23 protein-coding genes and 1 tRNA gene are annotated in these 25,294 nt (G+C 66.2%); 18 read left to right on the top strand and 6 right to left on the bottom strand.

What is annotated here, in order from left to right:
- The first annotated feature begins 42 nt into the window (after nt 1-42).
- Nucleotides 43-1,389, top strand: coding sequence for a serine--tRNA ligase (gene serS, locus ABFG95_RS20435; protein WP_049071801.1), 1,347 nt, complete (start codon nt 43-45; stop codon nt 1,387-1,389).
- Nucleotides 1,390-1,688: 299 nt separating this feature from the next.
- Complete coding sequence (locus ABFG95_RS20440; protein ID WP_080977324.1) at nt 1,689-1,937, top strand: hypothetical protein; 249 nt, start codon at nt 1,689-1,691, stop codon at nt 1,935-1,937.
- A gap of 247 nt (nt 1,938-2,184) precedes the next feature.
- On the opposite strand, the gene ABFG95_RS20445 is transcribed toward ABFG95_RS20440, so the two are convergent.
- Together ABFG95_RS20445 and ABFG95_RS20450 are read right to left on the bottom strand one after the other, a co-directional pair.
- The gene (locus tag ABFG95_RS20445) at nt 2,185-2,520 is read right to left on the bottom strand and encodes a virulence factor (protein WP_049071802.1); all 336 of its coding nucleotides are present in this window, start codon (nt 2,518-2,520) and stop codon (nt 2,185-2,187) included.
- A 339-nt stretch (nt 2,521-2,859) separates the two neighbouring features.
- Nucleotides 2,860-3,363, bottom strand: a complete 504-nt coding sequence (locus ABFG95_RS20450; protein WP_059269441.1) for an ASCH domain-containing protein — start codon at nt 3,361-3,363, stop codon at nt 2,860-2,862.
- Nucleotides 3,364-3,555: 192 nt separating this feature from the next.
- Between ABFG95_RS20450 and ABFG95_RS20455 the strand changes: the two genes are divergently transcribed.
- Together ABFG95_RS20455 and ABFG95_RS20460 are read left to right on the top strand one after the other, a co-directional pair.
- On the top strand, nt 3,556-3,756 hold the full coding sequence (locus tag ABFG95_RS20455; RefSeq protein WP_049071804.1) for a hypothetical protein: 201 nt from the start codon (nt 3,556-3,558) through the stop codon (nt 3,754-3,756).
- A gap of 47 nt (nt 3,757-3,803) precedes the next feature.
- Complete coding sequence (locus ABFG95_RS20460; RefSeq protein ID WP_278990126.1) at nt 3,804-5,003, top strand: amidohydrolase family protein; 1,200 nt, start codon at nt 3,804-3,806, stop codon at nt 5,001-5,003.
- A gap of 41 nt (nt 5,004-5,044) precedes the next feature.
- Here the strand turns inward: ABFG95_RS20460 and ABFG95_RS20465 are convergent, their stop codons facing one another.
- Nucleotides 5,045-5,923 carry a LysR family transcriptional regulator gene (locus ABFG95_RS20465; RefSeq protein ID WP_348994871.1) on the bottom strand — a complete coding sequence of 293 codons (879 nt, stop codon included), beginning with the start codon at nt 5,921-5,923 and terminating at the stop codon, nt 5,045-5,047.
- Between the two features lie 158 nt (nt 5,924-6,081).
- Between ABFG95_RS20465 and ABFG95_RS20470 the strand changes: the two genes are divergently transcribed.
- The 3 genes from ABFG95_RS20470 (at nt 6,082) to ABFG95_RS20480 (ending at nt 9,214) form a co-directional block, all read left to right on the top strand.
- Complete coding sequence (locus ABFG95_RS20470) at nt 6,082-7,209, top strand: mandelate racemase/muconate lactonizing enzyme family protein (protein WP_063581537.1); 1,128 nt, start codon at nt 6,082-6,084, stop codon at nt 7,207-7,209.
- Nucleotides 7,210-7,222: 13 nt separating this feature from the next.
- The gene (locus tag ABFG95_RS20475) at nt 7,223-8,131 is read left to right on the top strand and encodes a dihydrodipicolinate synthase family protein (protein WP_348994872.1); all 909 of its coding nucleotides are present in this window, start codon (nt 7,223-7,225) and stop codon (nt 8,129-8,131) included.
- Nucleotides 8,132-8,233: 102 nt separating this feature from the next.
- On the top strand, nt 8,234-9,214 hold the full coding sequence (locus ABFG95_RS20480) for a tripartite tricarboxylate transporter substrate binding protein (RefSeq protein WP_348994873.1): 981 nt from the start codon (nt 8,234-8,236) through the stop codon (nt 9,212-9,214).
- Nucleotides 9,215-9,281: 67 nt separating this feature from the next.
- On the opposite strand, the gene ABFG95_RS20485 is transcribed toward ABFG95_RS20480, so the two are convergent.
- Nucleotides 9,282-9,372: transfer RNA gene (locus ABFG95_RS20485), tRNA-Ser, on the bottom strand.
- A 256-nt stretch (nt 9,373-9,628) separates the two neighbouring features.
- Between ABFG95_RS20485 and ABFG95_RS20490 the strand changes: the two genes are divergently transcribed.
- From ABFG95_RS20490 to yaaA, 3 genes are all read left to right on the top strand, one after another.
- Nucleotides 9,629-10,873, top strand: a complete 1,245-nt coding sequence (locus ABFG95_RS20490) for a cation:proton antiporter (RefSeq protein ID WP_238908029.1) — start codon at nt 9,629-9,631, stop codon at nt 10,871-10,873.
- 148 nt (nt 10,874-11,021) lie between these two features.
- Entirely contained in the window at nt 11,022-11,804 is a 783-nt protein-coding gene (locus ABFG95_RS20495; RefSeq protein ID WP_049071820.1) for a 3-hydroxybutyrate dehydrogenase, read from the top strand.
- A 16-nt stretch (nt 11,805-11,820) separates the two neighbouring features.
- Nucleotides 11,821-12,591, top strand: coding sequence for a peroxide stress protein YaaA (gene yaaA / locus ABFG95_RS20500; protein WP_059269446.1), 771 nt, complete (start codon nt 11,821-11,823; stop codon nt 12,589-12,591).
- Nucleotides 12,592-12,671: 80 nt separating this feature from the next.
- On the opposite strand, the gene ABFG95_RS20505 is transcribed toward yaaA, so the two are convergent.
- Nucleotides 12,672-14,894, bottom strand: coding sequence for an FUSC family membrane protein (locus tag ABFG95_RS20505; RefSeq protein ID WP_175144250.1), 2,223 nt, complete (start codon nt 14,892-14,894; stop codon nt 12,672-12,674).
- Between the two features lie 440 nt (nt 14,895-15,334).
- Between ABFG95_RS20505 and ABFG95_RS20510 the strand changes: the two genes are divergently transcribed.
- The 4 genes from ABFG95_RS20510 to pssA all read left to right on the top strand — a co-directional run bounded on the left by ABFG95_RS20510 (nt 15,335) and on the right by pssA (nt 19,713).
- Nucleotides 15,335-17,104, top strand: coding sequence for an acetolactate synthase 3 catalytic subunit (locus ABFG95_RS20510; RefSeq protein WP_263900765.1), 1,770 nt, complete (start codon nt 15,335-15,337; stop codon nt 17,102-17,104).
- A 10-nt stretch (nt 17,105-17,114) separates the two neighbouring features.
- Complete coding sequence (gene ilvN, locus ABFG95_RS20515) at nt 17,115-17,606, top strand: acetolactate synthase small subunit (protein ID WP_006389117.1); 492 nt, start codon at nt 17,115-17,117, stop codon at nt 17,604-17,606.
- A gap of 68 nt (nt 17,607-17,674) precedes the next feature.
- Nucleotides 17,675-18,691: a ketol-acid reductoisomerase gene (gene ilvC / locus ABFG95_RS20520; RefSeq protein ID WP_054417547.1), complete on the top strand. Its 1,017-nt coding sequence runs from the start codon at nt 17,675-17,677 to the stop codon at nt 18,689-18,691.
- Nucleotides 18,692-18,939: 248 nt separating this feature from the next.
- The gene (gene pssA, locus ABFG95_RS20525) at nt 18,940-19,713 is read left to right on the top strand and encodes a CDP-diacylglycerol--serine O-phosphatidyltransferase (RefSeq protein ID WP_006389119.1); all 774 of its coding nucleotides are present in this window, start codon (nt 18,940-18,942) and stop codon (nt 19,711-19,713) included.
- 59 nt (nt 19,714-19,772) lie between these two features.
- On the opposite strand, the gene ABFG95_RS20530 is transcribed toward pssA, so the two are convergent.
- Nucleotides 19,773-20,291, bottom strand: coding sequence for a hypothetical protein (locus ABFG95_RS20530; RefSeq protein ID WP_049071833.1), 519 nt, complete (start codon nt 20,289-20,291; stop codon nt 19,773-19,775).
- A gap of 318 nt (nt 20,292-20,609) precedes the next feature.
- On the opposite strand from ABFG95_RS20530, the gene rpsO reads away from it, so the two are divergent.
- The 4 genes from rpsO to ABFG95_RS20550 all read left to right on the top strand — a co-directional run bounded on the left by rpsO (nt 20,610) and on the right by ABFG95_RS20550 (nt 25,293).
- Nucleotides 20,610-20,879 carry a 30S ribosomal protein S15 gene (rpsO, locus tag ABFG95_RS20535; RefSeq protein ID WP_006223612.1) on the top strand — a complete coding sequence of 90 codons (270 nt, stop codon included), beginning with the start codon at nt 20,610-20,612 and terminating at the stop codon, nt 20,877-20,879.
- A 90-nt stretch (nt 20,880-20,969) separates the two neighbouring features.
- A complete protein-coding gene (gene pnp, locus ABFG95_RS20540; RefSeq protein WP_049071836.1) occupies nt 20,970-23,126 on the top strand; it encodes a polyribonucleotide nucleotidyltransferase in 2,157 nt (718 codons plus the stop codon).
- A 205-nt stretch (nt 23,127-23,331) separates the two neighbouring features.
- A complete protein-coding gene (locus ABFG95_RS20545) occupies nt 23,332-24,060 on the top strand; it encodes a hypothetical protein (RefSeq protein ID WP_063585064.1) in 729 nt (242 codons plus the stop codon).
- 15 nt (nt 24,061-24,075) lie between these two features.
- Nucleotides 24,076-25,293, top strand: a complete 1,218-nt coding sequence (locus ABFG95_RS20550; protein ID WP_049071842.1) for a threonine ammonia-lyase — start codon at nt 24,076-24,078, stop codon at nt 25,291-25,293.
- Nucleotide 25,294: the final 1 nt, after the last annotated feature.

A 25,294-nucleotide genomic window follows, 5' to 3' on the forward strand; every position in this document is an offset into this window, starting at 1 on the left:
CGGGCGCCGCCCGTTGCTTCCCGCAATCTCACCGACATCACCATGCTAGACCCGATACTGCTGCGCAAAGACCTGCAAACCGTCGTAGACCGCCTCAAGAGCCGTGGCGTGTCCTTCGACACGGAACGGTTCAACGAGCTGGAGTCTCGCCGCAAGGCGGTCCAGACCGAAACCGAATCCCTGCAAGCCCGCCGCAACGCGCTGGCCAAGCAGATCGGTCAGCTCAAGGCCAAGGGCGAGGACGCCAGCGCCGTCATGGCCGAATCGCAGGCCGTGCCCGAGCGCCTGAAGCAGCTGGAAGAAGAGCTGGCCGCCCTGCAGCAGCCGCTCAACGAGTTGCTCATGTCGGTGCCGAACCTGCCCCACGCCAGCGTGCCGCTGGGCGAATCCGCCGACGACAACGTCGAAGTGCGCCGCTGGCTGCCGGCCGCCGCGGGCGCCGATGGCAACCCGCCCGCGCTGCCGTTCGAACCCCGCGACCACGTCGCGCTGGGCGAACCCCTGGGCCTGGATTTCGACACCGCCGCCAAGCTGTCGGGCGCGCGCTTCTCGTTCATGCGCGGCCCCATTGCCCGCCTGCACCGCGCGCTGGCGCAGTTCATGCTCGACCTGCAGACCGGCACGCACGGCTACACCGAGTGCTACACCCCGTACATCGTCAATGCCTCGACGCTGTACGGCACCGGCCAGCTGCCCAAGTTCAAGGACGACATGTTTGCCGTGTCCAAGGGCGGCGGCGACGACGATCCCAAGGTCGACGAGCACGGCAAGCCGTTCGTGCGCGAAGACCAGTACCTGATCTCCACCTCGGAAATCACCCTGACCAGCGTGGTGCGCGACACCATCCAGGCGGCCGCCGACCTGCCGCTCAAGCTCACCGCCCACACGCCGTGCTTCCGTTCCGAAGCCGGCAGCGGCGGCCGCGACACGCGCGGCATGATCCGCCAGCACCAGTTCGACAAGGTTGAAATGGTGCAGGTCACGCAGCCCGACCAGTCCTACGAAGCGCTGGAGGACATGGTCGGCCATGCCGAGCGCGTGCTCCAGCTGCTGGGGCTGCCGTACCGCGTGATGCTGCTGTGCACCGGCGACATGGGCTTTGGCTCGGCCAAGACCTACGATCTGGAAGTCTGGCTGCCGGCGCAGAACACCTGGCGCGAGATTTCGTCGGTGTCCAACTGCGAAACGTTCCAGGCCCGCCGCATGCAGGCGCGTTTCCGCAACGCGCAGGGCAAGCCGGAATACGTGCATACCCTGAATGGCTCCGGCCTGGCCGTGGGCCGTGCCCTGGTGGCGGTGCTGGAAAACCACCAGCAGGCCGACGGCAGCATCCTGGTTCCGCAGGCACTGCAACCTTACATGGGCGGCCTGACGGTATTGCAGCCCTGACGCCCGGCTGAGCGACCCTGCATAAAAAACGGAGCCCGCGGGCTCCGTTTTTTATTGCCGCTCGGCGTGGGCACGCCACTTGCTGAGTGATGCAAGTCGGCCACATGGTGGATGGGGCGGAAAACGCGGCCTATTTATGATCGAGACATATTCTTGTCGTCTCGATGGATTATGTTGACGACGCCAGTACTTGATTTTGATGTGAGCAATTGTGTATTTTCAATAAAAGGGCCGGATAGTTCGGCACAATACACCTGCGTTCTACACGCTTCATTCACATAAATAACAAGGAGTTGTCCATGACTTCAAGAATGATTGGAGATTTTCGTGTGAGATGCTCTGTGGCTCAAGATGACGAGCAGGGCTACCGTGTGCAGATATGGACCCGCCGGGTAGGCGGAACCGCGCCGGAAAAATGCTGGACGGTGCCCGGACAGGCGCCGTTCAACAGCTTGCACGAAGCGGAACAGGAAAGCCGGCAATTGTTTGAAGAAATAAACGGCGTTCGTTTCAACGGTGAACCGGAGTTTGCACATGCGTCCGCATAATGGTTGGTGGCGGGCGTCGAGTGCTCCGCGTCGTTGGATCGATCTTGTTCAGGAAGCGCCGCGTTGGGCCGCAGGCAAGCCCGTCACGGTGCCGCAGCAGCCGCCCGCCGTCACGGCGGGCAAACCCGTCCAGGCCCCTGTCGCCTGACGTGCCTTCCCTGGGGTACCGGAAATTACCCTGTGGAAAAAAGGCCACTCGCAAGAGTGGCCTTTGTATTTATTGCGGTGGGCTGGGAGCCCGGCGGCATCAACGGTGCCAGCCGCCGCGGCCGTGATAGTAGCCGCGATCGGGGCCGCGCCAGTGGCCATGCGGACCCCAGTAGCCGCCGCCGCGGATGTAGACCGGGGCCGGATAGACCACCGGGGGCGCCACGTAGACGGGCGCCGGACGGTAGTAGACGGGGGGCGGGGGGGCGTAGACCGGGGCCGGCGCCACATAGACGGGCGCGGGCGCGGCGTAGACCGGCGCCGGGTATACCACCCCGGGCACGCCGATCGAGATGCCGACATCCACCCGGGCCAGGGCGACGCTGGAGATCAGCAGACCCGCGGCACCTGCCCCTGCGATGAGCCATTTTTTCATTTTGCACCTGCCTGCTGCGTGACGCAGCAAAGTTGAGTATTCGTTGAGCCTATTTTCGGTCTTTTCGGATCGCCAGGGGTAAGCGGGTGGCGCTCAATAGCGACAATCCGCAACGGCGGCGGGGCGGGGCACGTATCCCATGCTGCGTCGCGGCAAGGCGGCTTCACTCTGGTAAACCCGCGCCTGAAATCGACTGAAATAAGGTGGAATGCGGTGAAGCGGGGGCGGCGAGTTACAGGCAGTCACGATCCTGGGACCGGATTTCCCCTGACAGCAACACCGGTGCGCCAGCGCCAGTCGGTTGGCGGCCTGGCGCGGACCGGCAGGGCCGGCGGGCGCCTAGGCCTGTTCCGGCTGCTGGCAGCGGAATTCGACCACCCACACCCAGGGGTTGGCGGCCCAGGCGTGCGCGCCATAGCGTTCGCACCAGGTCAGGGCAAAGGCCGTCTGCAGGGGAACGCCGGGCAACAGCGCCGACGATTGGTAAAGCGCCTGGGTCCCTTCGGCGCGCGCGTCGGCGTCCGACAGTTTCTGCAGGCGCTGGATGCGCACGCCCACGATTACGGCGGTGGCGAAGGGCTTGCCGGACTCGTCTTCGAGGGTGATGCTTTCGCCCGATCTGCCATAGGGGCAGGTGACCCAGGGCGAGGTTTTCCGCAATTCGGTCGCGCCTTCGCGGGCCGGGCCCATGGCCACCCATTTACCGGAATCCGCCGCATCGGCATACCAGGCGGTCGTCAGCTTGGTGGGCTGCGGTTTGACGATGCGCCGGGTTTGCACCTTATAACCATCCAGGATGGCTTGCTTGAGCGGCTCGCTGAATTGGAGTGCTTGCCTTTTCATACTGTGTTGTTCCCCTCGCGCTCGCCGTGTTGGGCACCCGAAGTGCCACGGCCGAGTCGACGCGTGCCAACATATGGCGGGTTGTCCAAACCTCGCATGAAACAGTATGACGCGTCGCCATCGTCATGTCAGGCAAAGGGTTACTAGTGTGTCTTTTTGAATACGCCCCGGGGTTGTTTGTATACTCGGCACATGAATACTGACCTGCACGATCTCAAGCCCGGTTACTACTGGTACACCATGGCCAACGACCCGCTGGCCGTCATCCATATCCATGACGACGGCGGCGCCACGTTGATGGGCACCGACTATCGCCTCGGCGCCGAAGGCGTGGCGGACATGATCCGCCAGGGCCAGCGCTTCTTCTGGATCGAACCGCCGCAACAGGCCTGATCCGGCACTGCCGCCCGGCGCGGGCGGGCGAGGCCGAGGACCTACCCATGACCGATATGTTGTTAAACGACGTTCGACTGCCCGATGGCGCGGCGGTCGACGTCGCGATATCCCGCGGCCATATCGAACGCGTCGGGCCGAATCTGCAGGCGCCGGCCAATGTGGCGCGGGAGGCGGGCGCCGGCTTGTTGCTGCTGCCCGGTCTGGTCGAAGGGCACACGCACCTGGACAAGACCACCTGGGGATCCCCCTGGTATGTGAATCAGGTGGGGCCAGCGTTGACCGACCGCATCGACAACGAGCGGGCCTGGCGCGCCGCCAGCGGCCATGACGCCGCCAGCCACTCGCGCGCGTTGGCGTTGGCCTTCCTGCGCGAAGGCACGACGCGCATCCGCAGCCACGTCGACGTCGATACCGATGCCGGGCTGCGTCATCTGGAGGGCGTGCACGCCACGCGCGAGGCGCTGGCCGGCCTGATCGAGATCCAGACCGTGGCGTTTCCGCAGTCTGGGTTGCTGGGGCGGCCAGGCACGGCCGGGCTGTTGGACCAGGCCCTGGCGCAGGGCGCGGATGTGCTGGGCGGGTTGGATCCCTGCGCCATCGATCGCGACCCGGCGCAATCGCTCGACGTGCTGTTCGGCCTGGCCGACAAGCACGGCAAACCCCTCGACATTCACCTGCATGAGCCGGGCGACCTGGGCGCGTTTTCGCTCGACCTGATCCTGGACCGGGTGCAGGCGCTGGACATGCGCGGCCGCGTCGTCATCAGCCACGCCTTCTGCCTGGGCGGCGTGGATGCCAAGCGGCTGGACGGCCTGCTCAAGCGCCTGGCCGCGCTGGACGTGGCGCTGCTGACCACCGCGCCGCCGTCGCGGCCGGTGCCTGCGCTGCGCGCCTGTCGCGAGGCCGGCGTGACGCTGTTCGGCGGCAATGACGGCATTCGCGATACCTGGACCCCCTACGGCAGCCCGGACATGCTGGCGCGCGCCATGATGATCGGCTTGCGCAACGACCTGCGCCGCGACGACGAGATCGGCTGGGCTTTCGACTGTGTCAGCGAGGCCGCGGCGCGAGCCTGTGGCTTCGCGGACTACGGGCTGGCACCCGGCGCCCGCGCCGACCTGGTGCTGGTGGCGGCCAGCGGCGTGGCCGAAGCCGTTGCGCAGCGCGCGCCGCGTCGCCTGGTGATCTCGGGCGGCAAGGTGGTGGCGCGCAACGGCCAGCTGCGGGCCGACCTGGCGGCATAAGGCGCGGCGGCCGGTGGCCGCATGCATGCCGCGCGGGCCGGTCAGCGCTCCGCCGCCGCCTGGCGTTCCGCCATCTCCACGAACACCCGCATCAATTCCGAGCGCACGCCCGAGCGCGGCCAGATCGCGCCGACGCTGCGCGCCGGACAGGGGCCCGGCAGCGGCCAGCGCTTGACTGGGGCGGATGCGCCCGTGGTGGCCCAGTCGGGCAATAGCGCCACCCCCAATCCTTCCGACACCAGCTTGGCGATCGAGTCGATGCCGTCCAGCTCGAAGCGCACGTGTGGCCGCAGGTCGCGGGCGCGCAGGTAGTCGTCGGCCATGCGGCCGCCCACCACGCTGCGGTCGTAGCGGATATAGGGCTCGCGCGCGATCACCGCCAGCGGGTCGGGCACCGCCATGTCGGCCGGCGTCACCAGCACCAGCGGTTCGCGCCGCAGATCGCGCCAGACGCAGGACTTGGGCAGCGCGAACAGCGGATGCACCAGCAGCGCGCCGTCCAGTTCGCCGGCCAGCACCTTGCTGTAGAGCAGGGTGGTGGGCGCCGGTTCGATGTAGATCTCGATGTGGGGATAACGCGCCGCCCAGGTGCGCAGCACCGGCGGCATGATGCCGGTGAGCGCGGTGGGCGTGGCGCCCAGGCGCAAGGGGCCGGCCGGCAGGTCGGACTCGGTGGCGGCCGAACGCAGGTCGCGCAGGTCGCGCAGCACGTTGCGGGCGCGCTCCAGGATGCGGGTGCCGGCGGCGGTGGGCTTGACGGTGCGGCCCGAGCGGGCGATCAGCGCGCTGCCCATGTCCGCTTCCAGCGCGCGCAGGCGCTGCTGCACGGTGGCCGGCGTCAGCCCCTGGTGGCGCGCGGCCTGCGCGATGGAGCCCAGTTCCACCACGTGCACATAGGTCTGCAGGAATCTCGAATCCATCGGCGGGTGCTCATAGAAGATGTTTTTTTCATATTCTAAAGATGGATGAAGATAATTGTTTGTTTCTTTGATGGCGGCAAGAATTCGCTTGAGCGTTGCGCCGGCGCAAGGCGCGCCGGCAGCGCAACCCGCACTATTCCCGTTATCAGGAGCCAGCCGTGCCCATCATTGAATCCATCGACGTTTGCGCCGCCGCGGTGCCCTTGGACAAGGTCACCTCGTTTTCGAACCGCACCGTCTCCACCCGCCATTACGGACTGGTCAAGGTCCGCAGCGCCGATGGCGTCGAAGGCATCGGTTTCTGCTATGTCGGCAGCGCTGGCGGCGCGATCTTCGAGGCCGCCGTGCAGAGCCTGCTGGCGCCGGTGCTGCTGGGCAAGGACTCGCACGCGGTCGAAGGGCTATGGCAGGCGATGTACCAGGAAGCGTTGCTGCAGGGGCGCCAGGGCACGGTGATGCGCGCGCTCAGCGCGCTCGACATCGCGCTGTGGGACCTGAACGCCAAGACGGCGGGGCTGCCGCTGCACAAGTTCCTGGGCGCGGTCGAGCTGGAGTCGGTGCCGGCCTACGCCAGCGGCGGTTACTACCTGGACGGCAAGACGCCGCGGCACCTGGGCGAGGAAATGGCCAGCTACGTGGCCAAGGGCTTTGGCGCCGTCAAGATGAAGACCGGGCGCCTGTCGCCGCGCGAGGAAGAGGCGCGGCTGAAGGCGGCGCGCGAGGCCGTCGGGCCGGACGTCGAGCTGATGATGGACTGCAATAACGCCTGGCAGGACGTGACCCAGGCCATGCAGTACATCCGTCGCTTCGAGCAGTACGAGCCGTACTTCATCGAGGAGCCGTTCGGCCCCGATGACATCGACAGCCACGCCAAGCTGGCGCGCCTGACGCACCTGCCCATCGCCACCGCCGAGATCGGCTATGGCCGCTGGTATCACAAGGAGCTGCTGGACAAAGGCGCGGCCGGCATCCTGCAGACCGACGCCGCGGTGTGCGGCGGCATCACCGAATGGAAACGCATTGCCGCCACCGCCGCCAGCTACGGCGTGGTGGTGTGCCCGCACTGGTTCCACGACGTGCACGCGCCGCTGGTGGCCGCCACGCCCAATGCGCGCTATGTTGAGTTTTTCTGGGACGACCAGGTCCTGAATTTCCGCAAGCTGGTGGACCGCCAACTGACCCACAAGCAGGGCCGCGTGGTGCTGCACCAGGAGCCGGGGCTGGGATTCGGTTTCGATGAACGCATGGTCGAGCGCTACGGCAAGTGGACCCGCGTCGGCCGCTGACAGGAGAGTTTTCATGAGCACACGCGCCGCTGACCGGCCGCAAGGCGTCTATTCCCCGGTCCTCACGCCCTTCAATGCGGACCTGTCGCCCAGCGCGCCGCGCTTCGTCGGGCATTGCCGCGCCCTGCTGGAACAGGGCGCCGGGCTGGCGATCTTCGGCACCAACTCCGAGGCCAATTCGCTCAGCGTGGCGGAAAAGCGCCATCTGCTGGATGCGTTGCTGGACGCCGGCCTGCCGGCCGCGCGCATGATGCCCGGCACCGGCGCCTGCGCGCTGCCCGATGCGGTCGAGCTGACCCGTCACGCGGTCGAGGCCGGCTGCGGCGGGGTGCTCATGCTGCCGCCGTTCTACTACAAGGGCGTCAGCGACGAGGGCCTGTTCCGCGCCTTCGCGCACGTGATCGAGCGGGTCGCCGACGAGCGCCTGCGCATCTACCTGTATCACATCCCGCCGGTGTCGGGCGTGCCGATCAGCCTGGGCCTGATCGACCGGCTGCTGGGCGAATTTCCCGGCATCGTCGCCGGCATCAAGGACAGTTCCGGCGACTGGAACAACACCGCGGCCATGCTGCGCGACTTCCGGCCGCGCGGCTTCGACGTGTTCGCCGGCACCGAAACGGTGTTGCTGGAAACCATGCGGGCCGGCGGCGCGGGCTGCATCACCGCCACCGGCAACGTCAATGCCGGTCCGATCGTCGCGCTGTACCGGTCGTGGCGCGAGGCCGGCGCCGAGGACCGGCAGCGCGCCTTGAACGAGACCCGCGCCATCTTCCAGTCGTACCCGATGATCCCGGCCATGAAAGCCGCGATCGCGCAGCGGCGCAACGATCCGGTATGGGCCACGGTCCGGCCGCCGCTGGTGGAGCTGGACGCCGCGCAGTCGGCGCAACTGGCCCAGCGGCTGGCGGCCCCCGCGGCCTGACCGCGTCAGCAGGACCCGCAGGACGCCGCGGCCCAGCCGGCCGCGGCGGGCAAGGCTTACCAACAGTCGCCGGGCATGGATCCGGCGCGCGAGGAGACAACCATGCAACGTAGGGAATTCATTACCGGCGCCGCGGCGCTGGGGGCGGCGCTCGTCCTGCCGTTGGCCAGGGCGCAGCAACCGCTGCCGCCGGGCCCGGTCAAGATCGTGGTGGGATTTCCGGCGGGCGGCGGCACCGATGTGCTGGCGCGCCTGCTGGGCCAGAAGCTGGGCGTGATGTGGGGCATTCCGGTGATCGTCGAGAACCGCGCCGGCGCGGCCGGCATCATCGCCGCCGAGCAGGTGGCGCGCCAGCCGCCCGATGGCAACACGCTGCTGATGGCGCACGTCAACAGCCACGGCATCGCGCCCGGCCTGCAGCCCAGGCTGGCCTATTCGGCCGAGCGCGATTTCTCGCCCATCGCGCTGGTGGGCAAGACGCCGACGCTGCTGATCGGCGGCGCGGCGCAGCCGGCCAAGACCCTGCCCGAGCTGGTGGCGCTGTGCCGCGCGCAGCCCGGCAAGATCATCTTCGGCTCGGCCGGCAGCGGGTCGGCGCAGCACCTGGCGCTGGAGATCTTCAAGGCCCGCGCCGACATCGACGTGCTGCACGTGCCCTACAAGGGCTCGGCGCCGCTGATGAACGACCTGTTGGGCGGCCACGTGCAGTATTGCTTCGAGGGCATGACCACGGCCACGCCGCTGATCCAGTCCGGCAAGGTGCTGGCGCTGGCGCAGACGCTGCGGCAGCGTTCCAGGAGCCAGCCCGAGGTGCCGACGGTGGCCGAGCAGGGCTACCCGGGGTTCGAGGCCAGCATCTGGTTCGGCATGGTGGGGCCGGCGAAAATGCCCGCCGACATGGTCGCGCGCATGAACCAGGACATCGACCGCGTCCTGGCCATGGCCGACGTGCAGGAAAAGCTGGCGCAGGTCGGCGCGGAAGACGGCGGCGGCAGCGTGCAGCGCTTCGCCGACTTCATGCGCGACGAGCAGCGCAAGTATGCCAAGACCATCCAGGACGCGAAGATCGTGGCCGAGGGGTAGGGACAGGACTTGCGGCAAGAAGGCAAAGAAAAAGGCCAATCCCGGGGGATTGGCCTTTTTTGAATACTGGCGGAGAGGGTGGGATTCGAACCCACGGTACGGGGATACCGTACGCCTGATTTCGAGTCAGGTACATTCGACCACTCTGCCACCTCTCCGTGGCTGGATTCCGCAACGGTGAAATTCCAGTGGCCGGTATCAGGGCGAACCCATCAGCGGTTCCTGGTTTCCCACGATCAGATTCCTGGTCGGAAGAATCTGCGTTGTCGGAGCAGCGAAGCCCGCAATTCTACAGCAAAAAAAACTTTTGTGTAAAGCCTTTCGCTGTTGGGCGCTTCAGACGGTTTCCCCGGCTTCCCCCATGGGTAATCTTTGCGCAGAATCGGACTGTCTCGAACCGCACGCTTCGCGCCGATGAATCTGATCCTCATCCTGTTGCTGGCCGCCGTCCTGTGCGTGCCGCTGACCCAGCGGCTGGGGCTGGGTGCGATCCCGGGCTACCTGCTGGCCGGCGTGCTGGTGGGGCCGTCGTGCCTGAAGCTGGTGACCGACGTGGGCGACATGGTCAATGTGTCGCAGTGGGGCGTGGTGATGATGCTGTTCATCATCGGCCTGGAACTGGCGCCCCGGCGCCTGTGGGCCATGCGTCATGAAGTGTTTACCCTGGGGGCGTCGCAGATGCTGGCCTGCGGGCTGCTGCTGGGGCTGGTGTTCGGCGCCGCGCTGCGCCACCTGGCCGGCATGGGCTGGCAGGCGGCGGTGTTGTGCGGGCTGTCCCTGGCCCTGTCGTCCACCGCGGTGGCCATGCGGCTATTGGAGGAGCGCGGCCTGACGCGCACGCCGATGGGGCGCTCGGCGCTGGGGGTGCTGCTGTTCCAGGACATGGCGGCGATCCCGATGCTGGTGGCGGCCGGGCTGCTGGGCAGTGGCGCCGCATCCGAGCCGTCCTTCAAGGAGGCCTTGATCGCGGTGGCGGTGGTGGCGGTGGCCTACCGGTTGCGGCTGCTGGGCTGGGCCGCCAAGGCGCAGTTGAAGGAGTTGTTCACGGCGGCGGCGCTGCTGATGGTGATCGGCACCGCCCAGCTGTTCAACTACGCCGGCCTGTCAGCCGGCCTGGGCGGTTTCCTGGTAGGGGTGCTGATGGCCGAGTCGCGCTATCGCGACGAACTGGAAAACGCCATCGAGCCGTTCAAGGGCCTGCTGCTGGGCCTGTTCTTCGTCGCGATCGGCATGTCCGTGAACCTGCACGTGGTGGCGGATCACTGGGCTTTCATCCTGGCGGGCGTGACGGCGCTGCTGCTGGTCAAGGCGCTGGTGCTGTATGGCTTCGCGCGGTTCCTGGGCCTGCCGCGCTATCACCGCCTGCTGTTCGCCATGGTGCTGGCGCAGGGCGGCGAATTCAGCTTCGCCATTTTCAACGAAGCCTGGAGCAACCGCCTGATGGACCTGGATCAGCGCGACGTGCTGGCGGTGGTGGTGGCGGTGTCGATGGGCGTGGTGCCGATTTTGATCAAGCTGCTCGAGCGCGTGCCGGAGCGGCTGGGGGGCATGGCCGACCTGCCGGCGCCGGCGCCCGCCGAGACGGCGCAGGACCGGCCGGATTCCGCGCTGCCGCCAGGCCAGGCGGAGCCATCGGATTCCCCATCGCCGCGGCCTTGACCCCGCGCCGCGTGGGGGCATGGCATGATGGGCGCCTTGCCGGGCAGCTACACTTGACGCTGTTTTTCAGCCCGTGTTTCGCCCACGGCGCCGGCCGGTGTGTTCCGGCCGCCGTCCGCCTTCCGCGCCCCGCCACAGGAGAACATCTATGCTCAAAGGAAAAGTCGCAGTCGTCACCGGTTCCACCAGCGGGATCGGCCTGGGTATCGCCACCGCGCTGGCCGCGCAGGGCGCCGATATCGTCCTGAACGGCTTCGGCGACGCCGCCGAGATCGAAAAGGTGCGCGCCGGCCTGGCGGCCCAGCATGGCGTCAAGGTGCTGTATGACGGCGCCGACCTGTCCAAGGGCGAGGCCGTGCGCGGCCTGGTCGACAACGCAGTGCGCCAGATGGGCCGCATCGACATCCTGGTCAACAACGCCGGCATCCAGCACACCGCGCTGATCGAGGACTTTCCCACCGAAAAGTGGGATGCCATCCTGGCGCTGAACCTGTCGGCCGTGTTCCATGGCACCGCCGCCGCGCTGCCGCACATGAAGAAGCAGGGCTTCGGCCGCATCATCAACATCGCCTCGGCCCACGGCCTGGTGGCCTCGGCCAACAAGTCGGCCTACGTCGCCGCCAAGCACGGCGTGGTGGGCTTCACCAAGGTGACCGCGCTGGAAACCGCCGGCCAGGGCATCACCGCCAACGCCATCTGCCCGGGCTGGGTGCGCACCCCGCTGGTCGAAAAACAGATCTCGGCGCTGGCCGAAAAGAACGGCGTCGACCAGGAAACCGCCGCGCGCGAACTGCTCAGCGAAAAGCAGCCGTCGCTGCAGTTCGTCACGCCTGAACAACTGGGCGGCACGGCCGTCTTCCTGGCCTCCGATGCCGCCGCGCAAATCACCGGCACCACCGTCTCCGTCGATGGCGGCTGGACGGCGCGCTGATCAAAGGAACCTCCGAATGCTGTTTCTGCTTTCCCCCGCCAAGAAGCTGGACTACGACTCGCCGGTGCACGTCGAGACGCACACCCAGCCTTTGTTCGTGGACCAGGCCGCCGGCCTGATCAAGGTCCTGAAGACCAAGACCGCGGACGACATCGCCGAACTGATGAGCCTGAGCCCGGCACTGTCCGAGCTCAATGTGCAGCGCTATGCGCATTGGAAGCGCACCTTCACGCAGGCCAATTCGCGCCAGGCCGTGCTGGCCTTCAACGGCGACGTCTACGAGGGCCTGGAGGCTTCGACCCTGTCGGCCAAGCAACTGGACTGGGCCCAGGAACACGTGGCCATCCTCAGCGGCCTGTACGGCGTGCTGCGGCCGCTCGACCTGATGCAGCCGTACCGCCTGGAAATGGGCACGCGCCTGGAAACGCCCAAGGGCAAGAACCTGTACGAGTATTGGGGAAGCGGCATCGCCGAGTACCTGAACGAGCGCCAGGCCGGGCAGAAGGCGCCGGTCATCGTCAACCTGGCTTCCGAAGAGTATTTCAAGTCGGTCGACCTGAAGGCGCTCAAGGCGCGCGTGGTGCAGTGCGTGTTCCAGGACTGGAAGAACGGCGCCTGGAAGATCATCAGCTTTCACGCCAAGCGCGCGCGCGGCCTGATGGCGCGCTACGCCATCCTGCACAAGGTGTCCAAGCCCGAGGGTCTGCACGGCTTCGACCTGGAAGGCTACCAGTACGACGCCTCGGCCTCGACCGAGGACAAGCTGGTGTTCCGCCGCAAGCTCTGAACGGGAAGCAGGCGTCACGCAAAAGCCGGCCTCGGAAGGGCCGGCTTTTTTTGCGCCCCGGCGAAGCGCGGCGGCTCGATTCAGGCCGGCGCCGCGACCGGCGGCGCGTGCTGCGGATCGGCCAGCGCCAGCAGTTCCTGGCGGATCATGTGCGCGGCCTTGATCATTTGCTTGACGGGATAGACCAGCGCCGCCTGCTCGCCTTCGGTGTCGAACTGCGTTGGCAGGTCGGCGGGCGCCTGCGCGCGGTTCTCGTCCAGCAGGTCGACCATGCCGGCCAGCGCCCGCTGCACCGCCTCGGGCGTGGCGGGCAGGGCCGCCAGGATGGGAATGGCGGCGGTGATCTGCGAGGCCAGCACGTGGTTCTGGATCAGCAGGTTGTTCAGTTCGGGCACGCTGACCTGGTGCGACTTGGGCTCGCTCATCATGCGGTAGAAGGCCTCGGCGAAATTGCTGAAGGCGATGTGCACGTTCTTGCGCGCCAGGCGCCAGGCCAGGTCGGCGTCGGTGACCGCCGGGGTGGCGTCGGCGGCCGCGCCCACCGGGGCGCCATGCGCCTGCATCGCTTCCACGTAGCGCATGCCGGCCATCAGGTATTCGCGGTTGGCGCGGGTGGCGGCCGCCGCCAGCGGCTTGAGGTAGCGCGCCTCCCACCAGGGCAGGATGTAGCTGCACACCAGCGCCAGCGCGCAGCCGATCAGCGTGTCGATGGCGCGTTCGCCGATCACCGCCATCGACACCGTGCCGGGCGAGACGAAGTGGAACACCAGCACCACGAACAGGGTATTGAAGATGGCGCTGGCCATGTAGTTCAGCTGCACCATGCTGTTGCCCATGATGCAGGCGCCCAGCAGCACCGCGAACAGGATGGCGGGCTTGTCGGTGACGTTGAACAGCAGCAGCGCGCAGAGGCAGCCGATCAGCGTGCCCATCAGGCGCCAGCCATTGCGCTGGCGGGTCAGCGCGAAGCCCGGCTTCATGATGATGACGATGGTCAGCATGATCCAGTAGTTGTGCGCCGAGAACGCCGGCGACAGCCAGCGGCTGGCCAGCGTCATGGCGATGGCGGCCGCCGCCGTCACGCGCAGGGCGTAGCGAAAGTGCGGCGAGTCCAGGCGCAGGTTGCTGGTCAGCAGGCCGACCCGGAATTCCTGGCGCGAGATGAAGCGCGTCAGCGATTTGTTGATGCGCAGCACGTCGGTGGGCTTGGCGTGCGGCGAGGCGGCGGTGTGGTCGGCCAGCCGGTCGACGATGCGGGCCGAGTTGCGCAGCCGCCGCAGCACCTGCACGATCAGCGCCAGCATCTCGGGCTCGCGTTCGCCCAGGCCCTGTTGCTTGAGCTGCTCGATCTCGTATTCGATGGCGCGCAGTTCGGCCTTGGCGCTGCTGCGGTATTGCACCTTGCGGCCGCGCGACACGTCCAGCGCGATGCGGTTCAGCTCCAGCGACATCTTCACCAGCGCGTCGCGCATGAACATCAGGCAATCGTTGCCGGCCAGCGCGCGCCGCAGCGCGGCGTAGTCGGTGTGGGTGGCTACCAGCGTATCGAGCAGCTGCAGCATGTCGACGAACATGTTCCAGATCATCACGCGCTGGCGGTCGCCCAGGCCCTTGCCACGGGGCAGGGCGCGCAGCACCATGTCGCGCGCGGCCTGGTGCTTTTCGGTCATGACCGACTGCCGCTGGATCAGGTTGCGGTAGGCCTCGTCCAGGTCGGCGGTCTCATCGTAGAAGGCGGCGCGCGCGGCAACGTAGTCGGCCGTGGCGAACAGCGCCACCGACATCGCCTGTTGTTCCTCGCGCAGCCAGAACAAGCGTGAAAATCCCAGACTGAATGCCACGTAGAACAACGCGCCGCCCAGCGTCGCGGCGGCGTGTGCCAGCACCTCGTGCGGTTCCAGCGGCGAATGCATGGTCAACGTCATCAGCAGCAGGCCGGCAAAGCCGATCAGGCCGCCGCGCTTGCCGAACACCGTGAACATCGAATAGACGAAGCACTGCGCGATGACCACCAGCCAGATCAGCACCGGGTTGGTCGAGGCCAGGCCGGTGATGATGACGGTCAGCGTGCCCAGCGCGGCGCCGCCCAGCATCTCGTTGGTGCGGTGCCGCTGCGGCCCGCCGGGCTGGTCGATGATGGCCAGGCATTGCGCCCCGAAGGTGGCCACCAGGCCGGTGGTGTAGTGACCGAACAAGCCGCCCAGCACCAGGACCGGCAGCAGCATGCCGACGCCCTGCCGCACCCCGCCGAAGAAGTAGTGGCTGTAGAGAAAACGGCGAATGCTGGCAATGCGCAGATCCATGGGCGGCGGGACTCGAATCCGGGTGACGCGTCAAGTATAGAGAGGCCGGTCGTGTTTTAGGGGCCGGATGGTTACCAGACTTTCCCGCATGGCGCGGCGCAACTTCCGTGCAACGTCCGCGAAACCTCGATTTGCTACGTTTGACGCAACGCGGTAAATTGCTCCACTTGCGCCGGTCTGCCTATCCGAAACCGGCGCGATGAGGCGGATGGCCAGGGTCACCTCCCAGCCATCTTGCAGCAGACCTATTTGCCGTTGGCCGCGCCACAAGCGTGTGTTGCCAAGGCTTCCATTTCGACCTCCAGCGTCCCCCAGGGGCGTTTGCACTGCGTTCTGTCGAACGTATGTCGGGTCGGCAGGGTGTCCGGGTGGCGTGGCTCCGTGAGCCGCTAAGCGCCGGATCATGTTGCCGTAGCCGGCATGGGTTCCGTTGCCGCCGTATCCGGGCGCGCAGCAGTCAGGGTTGCAGGGCCGGTTTTGAAAGGAATGACAACATGGAAATGAATGGCGCCGATATCGTCGTGCGCTGCCTGGCCGATGAAGGCGTGGAACACGTTTTCGGCTACCCTGGCGGCGCGGTGCTCTACATCTACGACGCGATTTTCAAGCAGGACAAATTCCAGCATATCCTGGTTCGTCACGAGCAAGCCGCCGTGCACGCGGCCGATGCCTATTCGCGCTCGTCGCAGAAGGTCGGCGTCTGCATCGTGACCAGCGGTCCGGGCGTGACCAATGCCGTCACCGGCATCGCCACCGCCTACATGGACTCCATCCCCATGGTCATCATCAGCGGGCAGGTGCCCACTGCGGCCATTGGCGAGGACGCCTTCCAGGAATGCGACACCGTCGGCATCACCCGTCCCTGCGTCAAGCACAACTTCCTGGTGCGTGACGTCAAGGACCTGGCCGAAACCATGCGCCGCGCGTTCTACATCGCGCGCACCGGCCGTCCCGGTCCGGTGCTGGTGGACATCCCCAAGGACATCACCGTCGCGCAGTGCAAGTACACCCCGCCCAAGGGCGAGATCTCGATGCGTTCCTACGCGCCCGTCAACAAGGGCCACCAGGGGCAGATCAAGAAAGCCGTGCAGATGCTGCTGGCCGCCGAGCGGCCGATGATCTACACCGGCGGCGGGGTCATCCTGTCGAACGCCGCGCCCGAGCTGAACAAGCTCGTGTCGCAACTGGGCGCGCCCTGCACCAGCACCCTGATGGGCCTGGGCGGCTTCCCGGCCAGCAGCGGCCAGTTCGTGGGCATGCCCGGCATGCACGGCACCTACGAGGCCAACATGGCGATGCAGCACTGCGACGTGCTGCTGGCCATCGGCGCCCGTTTCGATGACCGCGTGATCGGCAATCCCAAGCACTTCGCCCAGAACGCCCGCAAGATCATCCATATCGATATCGACCCGTCGTCGATCTCCAAGCGCGTGCGCGTGGACGTCCCGATCGTCGGCAACGTCAAGGATGTGCTGGCCGACCTGAGCGCGCAGTACGAGGCCGCCTCGGCCGAGCACAAGCCGGCTTCCATCGCCAAGTGGTGGGAACAGGTCGAAGTCTGGCGCGGCAAGGAATGCCTGAAGTTCGCCAATTCGGACGAGGTCATCAAGCCGCAGTACGTGGTGGAAAAGCTCTGGGAAGTGACCGGCGGCGACGCCTTCGTCACCTCCGACGTGGGCCAGCACCAGATGTGGGCCGCGCAGTACTACAAGTTCGACAAGCCGCGCCGCTGGATCAACTCCGGCGGCCTGGGCACCATGGGGGTGGGCCTGCCGTACGCCATGGGCGTGCAGATGGCCAATCCGGGTCATGACATCGCCGTGATCACCGGCGAGGCCTCGATCCAGATGAACATCCAGGAACTGTCGACCTGCGCCCAGTATCGCCTGACGCCCAAGATCGTCTGCCTGAACAACCGCTTCCTGGGCATGGTGCGGCAGTGGCAGCAGATCGACTACGGCTCGCGCTATTCCGAGTCGTACATGGATTCGCTGCCCGACTTCGTCAAGGTGGCCGAGGCCTACGGTCACGTGGGCCTGCGCATCGAGCGCCCGGCCGACGTCGAGCCGGCGCTGCGCGAAGCGTTCAAGAAACACAAGGAGCGCCTGGTCTTCCTGGACTTCATCACCGACCGCACCGAAAACGTGTGGCCGATGGTCAAGGCCGGCCGCGGGCTGACCGAAATGCTGCTCGGCTCTGAAGACCTGTAAGGAGGCCACCATGAAGCACGTGATTTCCGTCCTCCTCGAGAACGAGCCCGGCGCGCTGTCGCGCGTGGTCGGCCTGTTCTCGGCGCGGGGCTACAACATCGAGACCCTGACCGTGGCGCCCACCGAGGACGCCACGCTGTCGCGCATGACCATCGTCACGACCGGCTCGGACGAGGTCATCGAGCAGATCACCAAGCACCTGAACCGCCTGGTGGACGTGGTCAAGGTCGTGGACCTGACCGAAGGCGCGCACATCGAGCGCGAGCTGATGCTCGTGAAGGTGCGCGCGGTCGGCAAGGAACGCGAGGAAATGAAGCGCATGGCGGATATCTTCCGCGGGCGCATCATCGATGTGACCGACAAGTCCTACACCATCGAATTGACCGGGGTGCAGGAAAAAGTACAGGCCTTCCTGGAAGCCCTGGACCGCAGTGCCATCCTGGAAACCGTGCGCACCGGCGTGTCCGGCATCGGCCGCGGTGAACGGATTCTGAAGCTTTGACCGGCCTTCCAGGCCAAGCCGCACCCTACATACGAACCAACGAATATCCAAGATATCTGGAGCACCCCATGAAAGTTTTCTACGACAAAGACTGCGATCTCTCCCTCATCAAAGGCAAGACCGTTGCCATCATCGGCTACGGCTCGCAAGGCCACGCCCACGCCCAGAACCTGAATGACTCGGGCGTGAAGGTCATCGTCGGCCTGCGCAAGGGCGGCGCTTCGTGGGACAAGGCCGCCAACGCCGGCCTGCAGGTCAAGGAAGTGGCGGAAGCCGTCAAGTCGGCCGACATCGTCATGATGCTGCTGCCCGACGAGAACATCGCCTCGGTCTACAACAAGGAAGTGCACGCCAACATCAAGGCGGGCGCCGCCCTGGCCTTCGCCCACGGCTTCAACGTCCACTACGGCCAGGTCGTGCCGCGTGAAGACATCGACGTCATCATGATCGCCCCGAAGGCCCCCGGCCACACGGTGCGCAACACCTACAAGCAGGGTGGCGGCGTGCCCCACCTGGTGGCCGTGTACCAGGACAAGTCGGGCGCCGCGCGCGACGTGGCCCTGTCGTACGCCAGCGCCAACGGCGGCGGCCGTGCCGGCATCATCGAAACCAACTTCCGTGAAGAAACCGAAACCGACCTGTTCGGCGAACAGGCCGTGCTGTGCGGCGGCACCGTCGAACTGATCAAGGCCGGTTTCGACACGCTGGTGGAAGCCGGCTACGCGCCCGAAATGGCGTACTTCGAGTGCCTGCACGAACTGAAGCTGATCGTCGACCTGATCTACGAAGGCGGCATCGCCAACATGAACTACTCGATTTCGAACAACGCTGAATTCGGCGAGTACGAGACCGGCCCGAAGATCGTCACCGACGACACCCGCAAGGCCATGCGCCAGTGCCTGACGGACATCCAGACCGGCGAATACGCCAAGAAGTTCATCCTGGAAAACGCCGCCGGCGCCCCGACGCTGACCTCGCGCCGCCGCATCAACGCGGAATCGCAGATCGAAGTGGTGGGCGGCAAGCTGCGCGCCATGATGCCCTGGATCGCCGCCAACAAGCTGGTGGACAAGTCCAAGAACTGATTCCGGGTTTCGATTCCGGGTCCGCGCGGGGTTTGCGCCCCGCGCGCGCCGGCCGAAAGCGGCATGCCTGGCGAGGGCATGCCGTTTTTATTTGCGCGGAAAGTGCGCGAAGGCGGGCGCGCCACGGGGATCGCGGGCGGGCTTTGCGCGCCGGCGGGGCCGGATCGCGGCGGGCATGGCCCTTGCTGCGGCCCGTTGTGGGGCCAGATGAGTTAACCTTTCAATGTCTGTCGTAAGTAATTGAGACCATGCCCAATTTTTCCATGCGCGATTCCGAGAACCGCCACCGAAGCATCTACCTGCTGCCCAACGCATTCACCACCGCGGCGTTGTTCGCGGGGTTCTATGCCGTGGTGCAGGCCATGAACAACCGCTTCGAGGTCGCCGCCATCGCCATTTTCGTGGCCATGGTGCTGGACGGCATGGACGGCCGGGTGGCCCGCCTGACCAACACCCAATCGGCCTTCGGCGAGCAATACGATTCGCTGTCCGACATGACCTCGTTCGGCGTGGCGCCAGCGCTGGTGATGTACGAATGGATCCTGAACGACCTGGGCCGCTGGGGCTGGCTGGCGGCGTTCGTCTACGTGGCCGGGGCCGCGCTGCGCCTGGCGCGCTTCAATACCAATATCGCGGTGGTCGACAAGCGCTATTTCCAGGGCCTGCCGAGCCCGGCGGCCGCCGCATTGGTGGCCGGTTTCGTGTGGCTGGCCGTCGACAACAAGCTGCCGATCCACGACAGCGTGATGGCCTGGGTCGCGTTCACGCTGACCATGTACGCCGGCATCACCATGGTGTCCAACGCGCCCTTCTTCAGCGGCAAGAGTTTCGCCCTGGGCCGCAGCGTGCCGTTCTGGGGCATCCTGCTGGTGGTGGCGGTGTTCGTGTTCGTTTCCAGCGATCCCCCGGTGGTGCTGTTCGGCCTGTTCGTGCTGTACGGCTTTTCGGGCTGGGTCATCTGGGCCTGGCGCTGGAACCGCGCCCGCCGGCTGCAGCAGGAGCGCCGCGGCCAGTCGTCCTGAGCGCGACGCCCGCCAAACAAAAAACCCGCCTGATGAAGGCGGGTTTTTTCGTGGTGGATTCAGCGCCACATGAAGCGGTCATCGTCGTACATCGGGTCCGGACCGGGGTGGAAGTGGGTCAGCGAATTGCCGTCGCGGCCCATGTAGACGTACATCAGCGAATTCCAGACGCCGTTTTCCTTGTAGCGATACGACCACACGACTTCGCGCTTTTCGCCCAGGCCGGCTTCCTCGATGCGGGCGGGCGGCCCGAATTCGCAGCGCACCCGGTCGGGGCCCCATTGGCCCTGTTCCAGCACCTTGAAGTGGGCGTCGGTCAGCAGCGGCATGACGCGGTCGACGCGGCCGTCGGCGCCGACGTTGGCGCCCCAGGCATACTGGCCCATGGGTTGCTGCGTCCAGATCACGCGGCGGCCGCCGTTGGCTTGCGGGCATTCGAAGTTGGGGCGGCCGAACTGGGCCTGGACGTCGGCCAGCGGGGTGCCGGGGGCGACCTGGGCAAGATTGGCACAGGCGGCCAGGCCGGCCAGGGCCGCGGCGGCCAGGGTGGTGCGGGCAATTCTGTAATAATTTGACATATTATGGCTCCTGTTGCTTCCCGCGAGGGCGGCGGCGCGATGCCCGGCGGCGGGCCGGTGGCGTCACTGGGGTAATTCTAGCGAATCGGCTATAATCATCGGGCTTTATCAAGTGTATTGATTTTGCAAGATGCTTTGCGCCGGCAACGGGGCTGGGCTGGACATGCGGCAAACGGGGCGCCAAGCCTTGTCTTGCGGCACTTCCAGGGCAGCGCCTGAGCAGCAGTGAGAACGCAATAACGCTTATCGCCGGCCGCGATTTTTTTCCAAACCACGTCAGGGCGCCTCGGCCCTGTCGCATGTCCGAAGAGGTCATCAATGTCTGTAGCTGACATCAAGAAATCCGATATCGTTGCGCAGTTCCAACGCGCTCAAGGCGATACCGGCTCCCCCGAAGTCCAGGTGGCTCTGCTCACCGCCCGTATCAACGAACTGACCGGTCACTTCAAAGAACACATGAAGGACCATCACTCGCGCCGCGGTCTGCTGCGTATGGTCAGCCGTCGCCGCAAGCTGCTCGACTATCTCAAGGGCCGCAATCCCGATTCGTACCGCGCACTGATCGAAAAACTCGGTCTGCGCAAGTGATCGACGGGGCTGGCTCCCCATGACGCAACCGTGGTCGGTGCGACGCATGTCGCGACGGCCACGGTTTTTCATTTGTAAGGAATAATCGTCATGTTCAATAAAGTGACTAAATCGTTCCAGTACGGCCAGCATACGGTCGTCCTGGAAACCGGCGAAATTGCTCGCCAGGCCTCCGGCGCCGTGGTGGTGTCGATCGAGGACACCGTCGTCCTGGCCACTGTCGTGGCCTCCAAGAAGGCCAAGCCGGGCCAGACGTTCTTCCCGCTGACCGTCGACTACATCGAAAAGACCTACGCCGCCGGTCGCATCCCGGGTGGTTTCTTCAAGCGCGAAGGCAAGCCGTCCGAGAAGGAAACGCTGACCTCGCGCCTGATCGACCGTCCCCTGCGTCCGCTGTTCCCCGAAGACTTCTACAACGAAGTCCAGGTGGTCATCCACACGCTGTCGGTCAATCCTGAAATCGACCCCGACATCCCCGCGATGATCGGCGCCTCGGCCGCGCTGGCCATCTCCGGCATCCCCTTCAATGGCCCGATCGGCGCCGCCCGCGTGGGCTACATCGATGGCCAGTACGCCATCAACCCGACCGCATCGCAGCTGAAGTCCTCGAAGCTCGACCTGGTGGTCGCCGGCACCGAAAACGCCGTGCTGATGGTGGAATCGGAAGCTGACCAGCTGTCCGAGGAAATCATGCTGGGCGGCGTGGTCTACGGCCACGAGCAGATGCAGGCCGTCATCAACGCCATCCACGAACTGGTCAAGGACGCCGGCAAGCCCGATTGGGACTGGCAGCCGCCCGCCAAGGACGAGGCCCTGATCGCCGCCGTCACGTCGGCCGCCCAGGAAGGCCTGAACGCCGCCTACCAGATCCGCGAAAAGCAGGCCCGCACCACCAAGCTGCGTGAAGTCTACGCCGACGTGTCGGCCAAGCTGAACGCCGCCGCCGCCGAGAAGGGCGAGCCGGCGCCGGACGCCGTCACCGTCGACAACATCCTGTTCTCGCTGGAATCGGCCATCGTCCGTGGCCAGATCCTGAACGGCGAACCGCGTATCGACGGTCGCGACACCCGCACCGTGCGTCCCATCAGCGTGCGCCTGGGCGTGCTGCCGCGCGCGCACGGCAGCGCCCTGTTCACCCGTGGTGAAACCCAGGCGCTGGTCGTGGCCACGCTGGGCACCAAGCAGGACGAGCAGATCATCGACGCGCTCATGGGCGAGTACCGCGATCGCTTCATGCTGCACTACAACATGCCTCCGTTCGCCACCGGCGAAACCGGTCGCATCGGTGTGCCCAAGCGCCGCGAAATCGGCCACGGCCGCCTGGCCAAGCGCGCGCTGATTCCGCTGCTGCCGGCCCCGGAAGACTTCCAGTACACCATCCGCATCGTGTCGGAAATCACCGAGTCCAACGGCTCGTCGTCGATGGCTTCGGTCTGCGGCGGCTCGCTGGCCATGATGGACGCCGGCGTGCCGGTCAAGGATCACGTGGCCGGCGTGGCCATGGGCCTGATCCTGGACGGCGGCAAGTTCGCCGTGCTGACCGACATCCTGGGTGACGAAGATCACCTGGGCGACATGGACTTCAAGGTCGCGGGCACCGAAAACGGCGTCACCGCGCTGCAGATGGACATCAAGATCCAGGGCATCACCAAGGAAATCATGCAAGTGGCGCTGGCGCAAGCCCGCGAAGGCCGCCTGCACATCCTGGGCAAGATGAAGGAAGCGCTGGACGGTTCGCGTGGCGAGCTGTCGGCTTTCGCCCCGCGCATGCTGACCATCAAGATCAACCCCGAGAAGATCCGTGACGTGATCGGCAAGGGCGGCGCCACCATCCGCGCGCTGACCGAGGAAACCGGCACCCAGATCGACATCTCCGACGACGGCACGATCGTGATCGCCAGCGTCGACGAAGCGCAGGCCAAGGAAGCCCAGCGCCGCATCGTCGAGCTGACCGCCGACGTCGAAGTGGGCCAGGTCTACGAGGGCTCGGTGCTGCGCCTGCTGGACTTCGGCGCCATCGTGCAAGTGCTGCCGGGCCGCGACGGCCTGCTGCACATCTCGGAAATCGCCAACTACCGCATCGCCAACATCAACGATGTGCTGAAGGTCGGCCAGCAAGTCCGCGTCAAGGTCATCGAGGCCGACGACAAGGGCCGCCTGCGCCTGTCCATCAAGGCCATCGGTGGCATCGAGCAGCAGCAGCCCGCCGCCGAAGCCGCCCCGCAAGCGGAACCGCAAGCCGAGTAAGGCCTGCCTTTCCTGCTGGAGCAAACGGCGCCGCGAGGCGCCGTTTTTTTTGCCCGGGCGCGGCGCTGATTCATCTCCTTTCGTCTTTGAATCCCCGGTATCTCCCATCTTCGCGCGGCTTACGGTAAAGTCTTGCGCGTGACACGAGCGCCGGCGCGGCGCAAGCCGGCAAGGCGCCAACAGGGGGGATTCGGATGGATCGAGCATGACGCGAGGGCGAGGATTCGCCGCGGCGGCGGCCGCGCTGGCGGGGACGCTGCTGGCGGGATGCATGTCCGCTCCGGGACCGGGCCAGGGCTCGCCCAAGGGCGAGGGCATGTCGGCCGACCAACTGGTGCAGACCGATTTCAACCGTACCGTCACCCTGGAAGTGCGCGACAACCTCGCCAGCCTCTATAGCCTGCTGGACAAGCTCTACCGGCGCAATCCGCGTGAATGGCGCAAGACCGGCGCGCCGGATCACGCCACCGCGGTGGCGCGGGTCAAGCATGCGATCGAGGTGCGCATCCCGCCCGCCGACCTGGCCGGCCTGCACGACATCCAGATCCTGGCGGTGTCGCTCGATCCCAACTACAGCGGCGACCGGGTCGGGGCCTTCATCTACGGCCTGGCCGACACCATCATTGCCGCCCACAATGGCAAGACCCGCCTGTACGCCACCGACGCGCTGGACGGGCAGCGGGTCTACAATGCCGCACGGAACGTCGAGGCGGCGGCCTGGCTGCTGGCGTCGCGCCGCAACAACCAGGGCGAACCGCTGCTGCTGGCCAACGAGATGTCGCCGCAGGCCACCAACCTCAGTTTCGAGCGCGAGTTCGGCGCCATCATCGGCCGGCTCGACCTGATCGCCAACCTGCTTGGCGAGAACTCGCGGCGCATCGGCATCAACTATGCGCAAGGGCTATTGCTGTTCAATTTCCTGCCGGTGCGCTAACAGGATTTTTCCACCGTGATCGATATCGCTTCCATCCAGACCGCCCGCGAGAACCTGCGCGGCCAGGTGCTCAAGACCCCGTTCACCCTGTCGCGCACGCTGTCCGACATCTTCGGCGCCGAGATCTGGCTGAAATTCGAGAACCTGCAGTTCACCGCCAGCTTCAAGGAGCGTGGCGCGCTCAACCGCATGCTGACGCTGTCGGACGAGGAACGCCGCGCGGGCGTGATCGCCGTGTCGGCCGGCAACCACGCGCAGGGCGTGGCCTACCATGCGCAGCGCATGGGCGTGCCCGCCGTGATCGTGATGCCGCGCTTCACGCCCACGGTGAAGGTCGCCAACACGCGCCGCTTCGGCGCCGAGGTGGTGCTGGCCGGCGATACCTTCGACGACGCCAAGGCGCATGGCTACGAGCTGGCCAAGCAGCGCGGGCTGATCATGATCCATCCCTACGACGACGAGGCCGTGATCTCGGGCCAGGGCACCGTGGCGCTGGAGATGCTGGAAGACCAGCCGCAACTGGACACGCTGGTGATTGCCATCGGCGGCGGCGGGCTGATTTCAGGCATTGCCACCGCGGCCAAGGCGCTCAAGCCGGGCATCGAGATCATCGGGGTGCAGACCGAACGGTTTCCCGCCATGTACGCCGCGGTCAAGGGGGTGTCGATGCCCAACGGCCAATACACCATCGCCGAAGGCATCGCGGTCAAGTCGCCGGGTGGCTTGACGCAGCCGATCGTCAGCCAACTGGTCGATCACATCGAGCTGGTCAGCGAGGCCGACATCGAGCACGCCATTGTGGTGCTGCTGGAAATCGAGAAGACCGTGGTGGAAGGCGCGGGCGCTGCCGGCCTGGCGGCGCTGCTGCGCGCGCAGGAGGCCGGCAGCGAGCAATTCAAGGGCAAGCGCATCGGCCTGGTGCTGACCGGCGGCAACATTGACCCCTTGATGCTGGGCGAGCTGATCGAGCGCGGCATGGTGCGCGCCGGCCGCCTGGCCCGCATCCGCGTTGACCTGCGCGACCTGCCGGGCGCGCTGGCCCACGCCACCAAGCTGATCGCCGACGCCCAGGCCAATATCACCGAGGTGCATCACCAGCGCGCGTTCACCTCATTGCCGGTGCGCAACGTGGAAGTGGATTTCGTGCTGCAGACGCGTGGGCCGGAGCATATCCAGGAAGTGATCGACATCCTGAACGCGGCCGGTTTCGCGGCCAGCAACCACGATCATTGAC

It is taken from the genome of Achromobacter sp. HNDS-1, assembly GCF_040084795.1.
Lineage (GTDB): Bacteria > Pseudomonadota > Gammaproteobacteria > Burkholderiales > Burkholderiaceae_B > Achromobacter > Achromobacter ruhlandii.

What these genes read in the sequence shown, in the direction of transcription:
- serS (WP_049071801.1), top strand. Translation starts at nt 43, where the DNA reads ATGCTAGACCCGATACTGCTGCGCAAAGACCTGCAAACCGTCGTAGAC.
- ABFG95_RS20440 (WP_080977324.1), top strand. Translation starts at nt 1,689, where the DNA reads ATGACTTCAAGAATGATTGGAGATTTTCGTGTGAGATGCTCTGTGGCT.
- ABFG95_RS20445 (WP_049071802.1), bottom strand. Translation starts at nt 2,520, where the DNA reads ATGAAAAAATGGCTCATCGCAGGGGCAGGTGCCGCGGGTCTGCTGATC.
- ABFG95_RS20450 (WP_059269441.1), bottom strand. Translation starts at nt 3,363, where the DNA reads ATGAAAAGGCAAGCACTCCAATTCAGCGAGCCGCTCAAGCAAGCCATC.
- ABFG95_RS20455 (WP_049071804.1), top strand. Translation starts at nt 3,556, where the DNA reads ATGAATACTGACCTGCACGATCTCAAGCCCGGTTACTACTGGTACACC.
- ABFG95_RS20460 (WP_278990126.1), top strand. Translation starts at nt 3,804, where the DNA reads ATGACCGATATGTTGTTAAACGACGTTCGACTGCCCGATGGCGCGGCG.
- ABFG95_RS20465 (WP_348994871.1), bottom strand. Translation starts at nt 5,923, where the DNA reads ATGGATTCGAGATTCCTGCAGACCTATGTGCACGTGGTGGAACTGGGC.
- ABFG95_RS20475 (WP_348994872.1), top strand. Translation starts at nt 7,223, where the DNA reads ATGAGCACACGCGCCGCTGACCGGCCGCAAGGCGTCTATTCCCCGGTC.
- ABFG95_RS20480 (WP_348994873.1), top strand. Translation starts at nt 8,234, where the DNA reads ATGCAACGTAGGGAATTCATTACCGGCGCCGCGGCGCTGGGGGCGGCG.
- ABFG95_RS20490 (WP_238908029.1), top strand. Translation starts at nt 9,629, where the DNA reads ATGAATCTGATCCTCATCCTGTTGCTGGCCGCCGTCCTGTGCGTGCCG.
- ABFG95_RS20495 (WP_049071820.1), top strand. Translation starts at nt 11,022, where the DNA reads ATGCTCAAAGGAAAAGTCGCAGTCGTCACCGGTTCCACCAGCGGGATC.
- yaaA (WP_059269446.1), top strand. Translation starts at nt 11,821, where the DNA reads ATGCTGTTTCTGCTTTCCCCCGCCAAGAAGCTGGACTACGACTCGCCG.
- ABFG95_RS20505 (WP_175144250.1), bottom strand. Translation starts at nt 14,894, where the DNA reads ATGGATCTGCGCATTGCCAGCATTCGCCGTTTTCTCTACAGCCACTAC.
- ilvN (WP_006389117.1), top strand. Translation starts at nt 17,115, where the DNA reads ATGAAGCACGTGATTTCCGTCCTCCTCGAGAACGAGCCCGGCGCGCTG.
- ilvC (WP_054417547.1), top strand. Translation starts at nt 17,675, where the DNA reads ATGAAAGTTTTCTACGACAAAGACTGCGATCTCTCCCTCATCAAAGGC.
- pssA (WP_006389119.1), top strand. Translation starts at nt 18,940, where the DNA reads ATGCCCAATTTTTCCATGCGCGATTCCGAGAACCGCCACCGAAGCATC.
- ABFG95_RS20530 (WP_049071833.1), bottom strand. Translation starts at nt 20,291, where the DNA reads ATGTCAAATTATTACAGAATTGCCCGCACCACCCTGGCCGCCGCGGCC.
- rpsO (WP_006223612.1), top strand. Translation starts at nt 20,610, where the DNA reads ATGTCTGTAGCTGACATCAAGAAATCCGATATCGTTGCGCAGTTCCAA.
- pnp (WP_049071836.1), top strand. Translation starts at nt 20,970, where the DNA reads ATGTTCAATAAAGTGACTAAATCGTTCCAGTACGGCCAGCATACGGTC.
- ABFG95_RS20545 (WP_063585064.1), top strand. Translation starts at nt 23,332, where the DNA reads ATGACGCGAGGGCGAGGATTCGCCGCGGCGGCGGCCGCGCTGGCGGGG.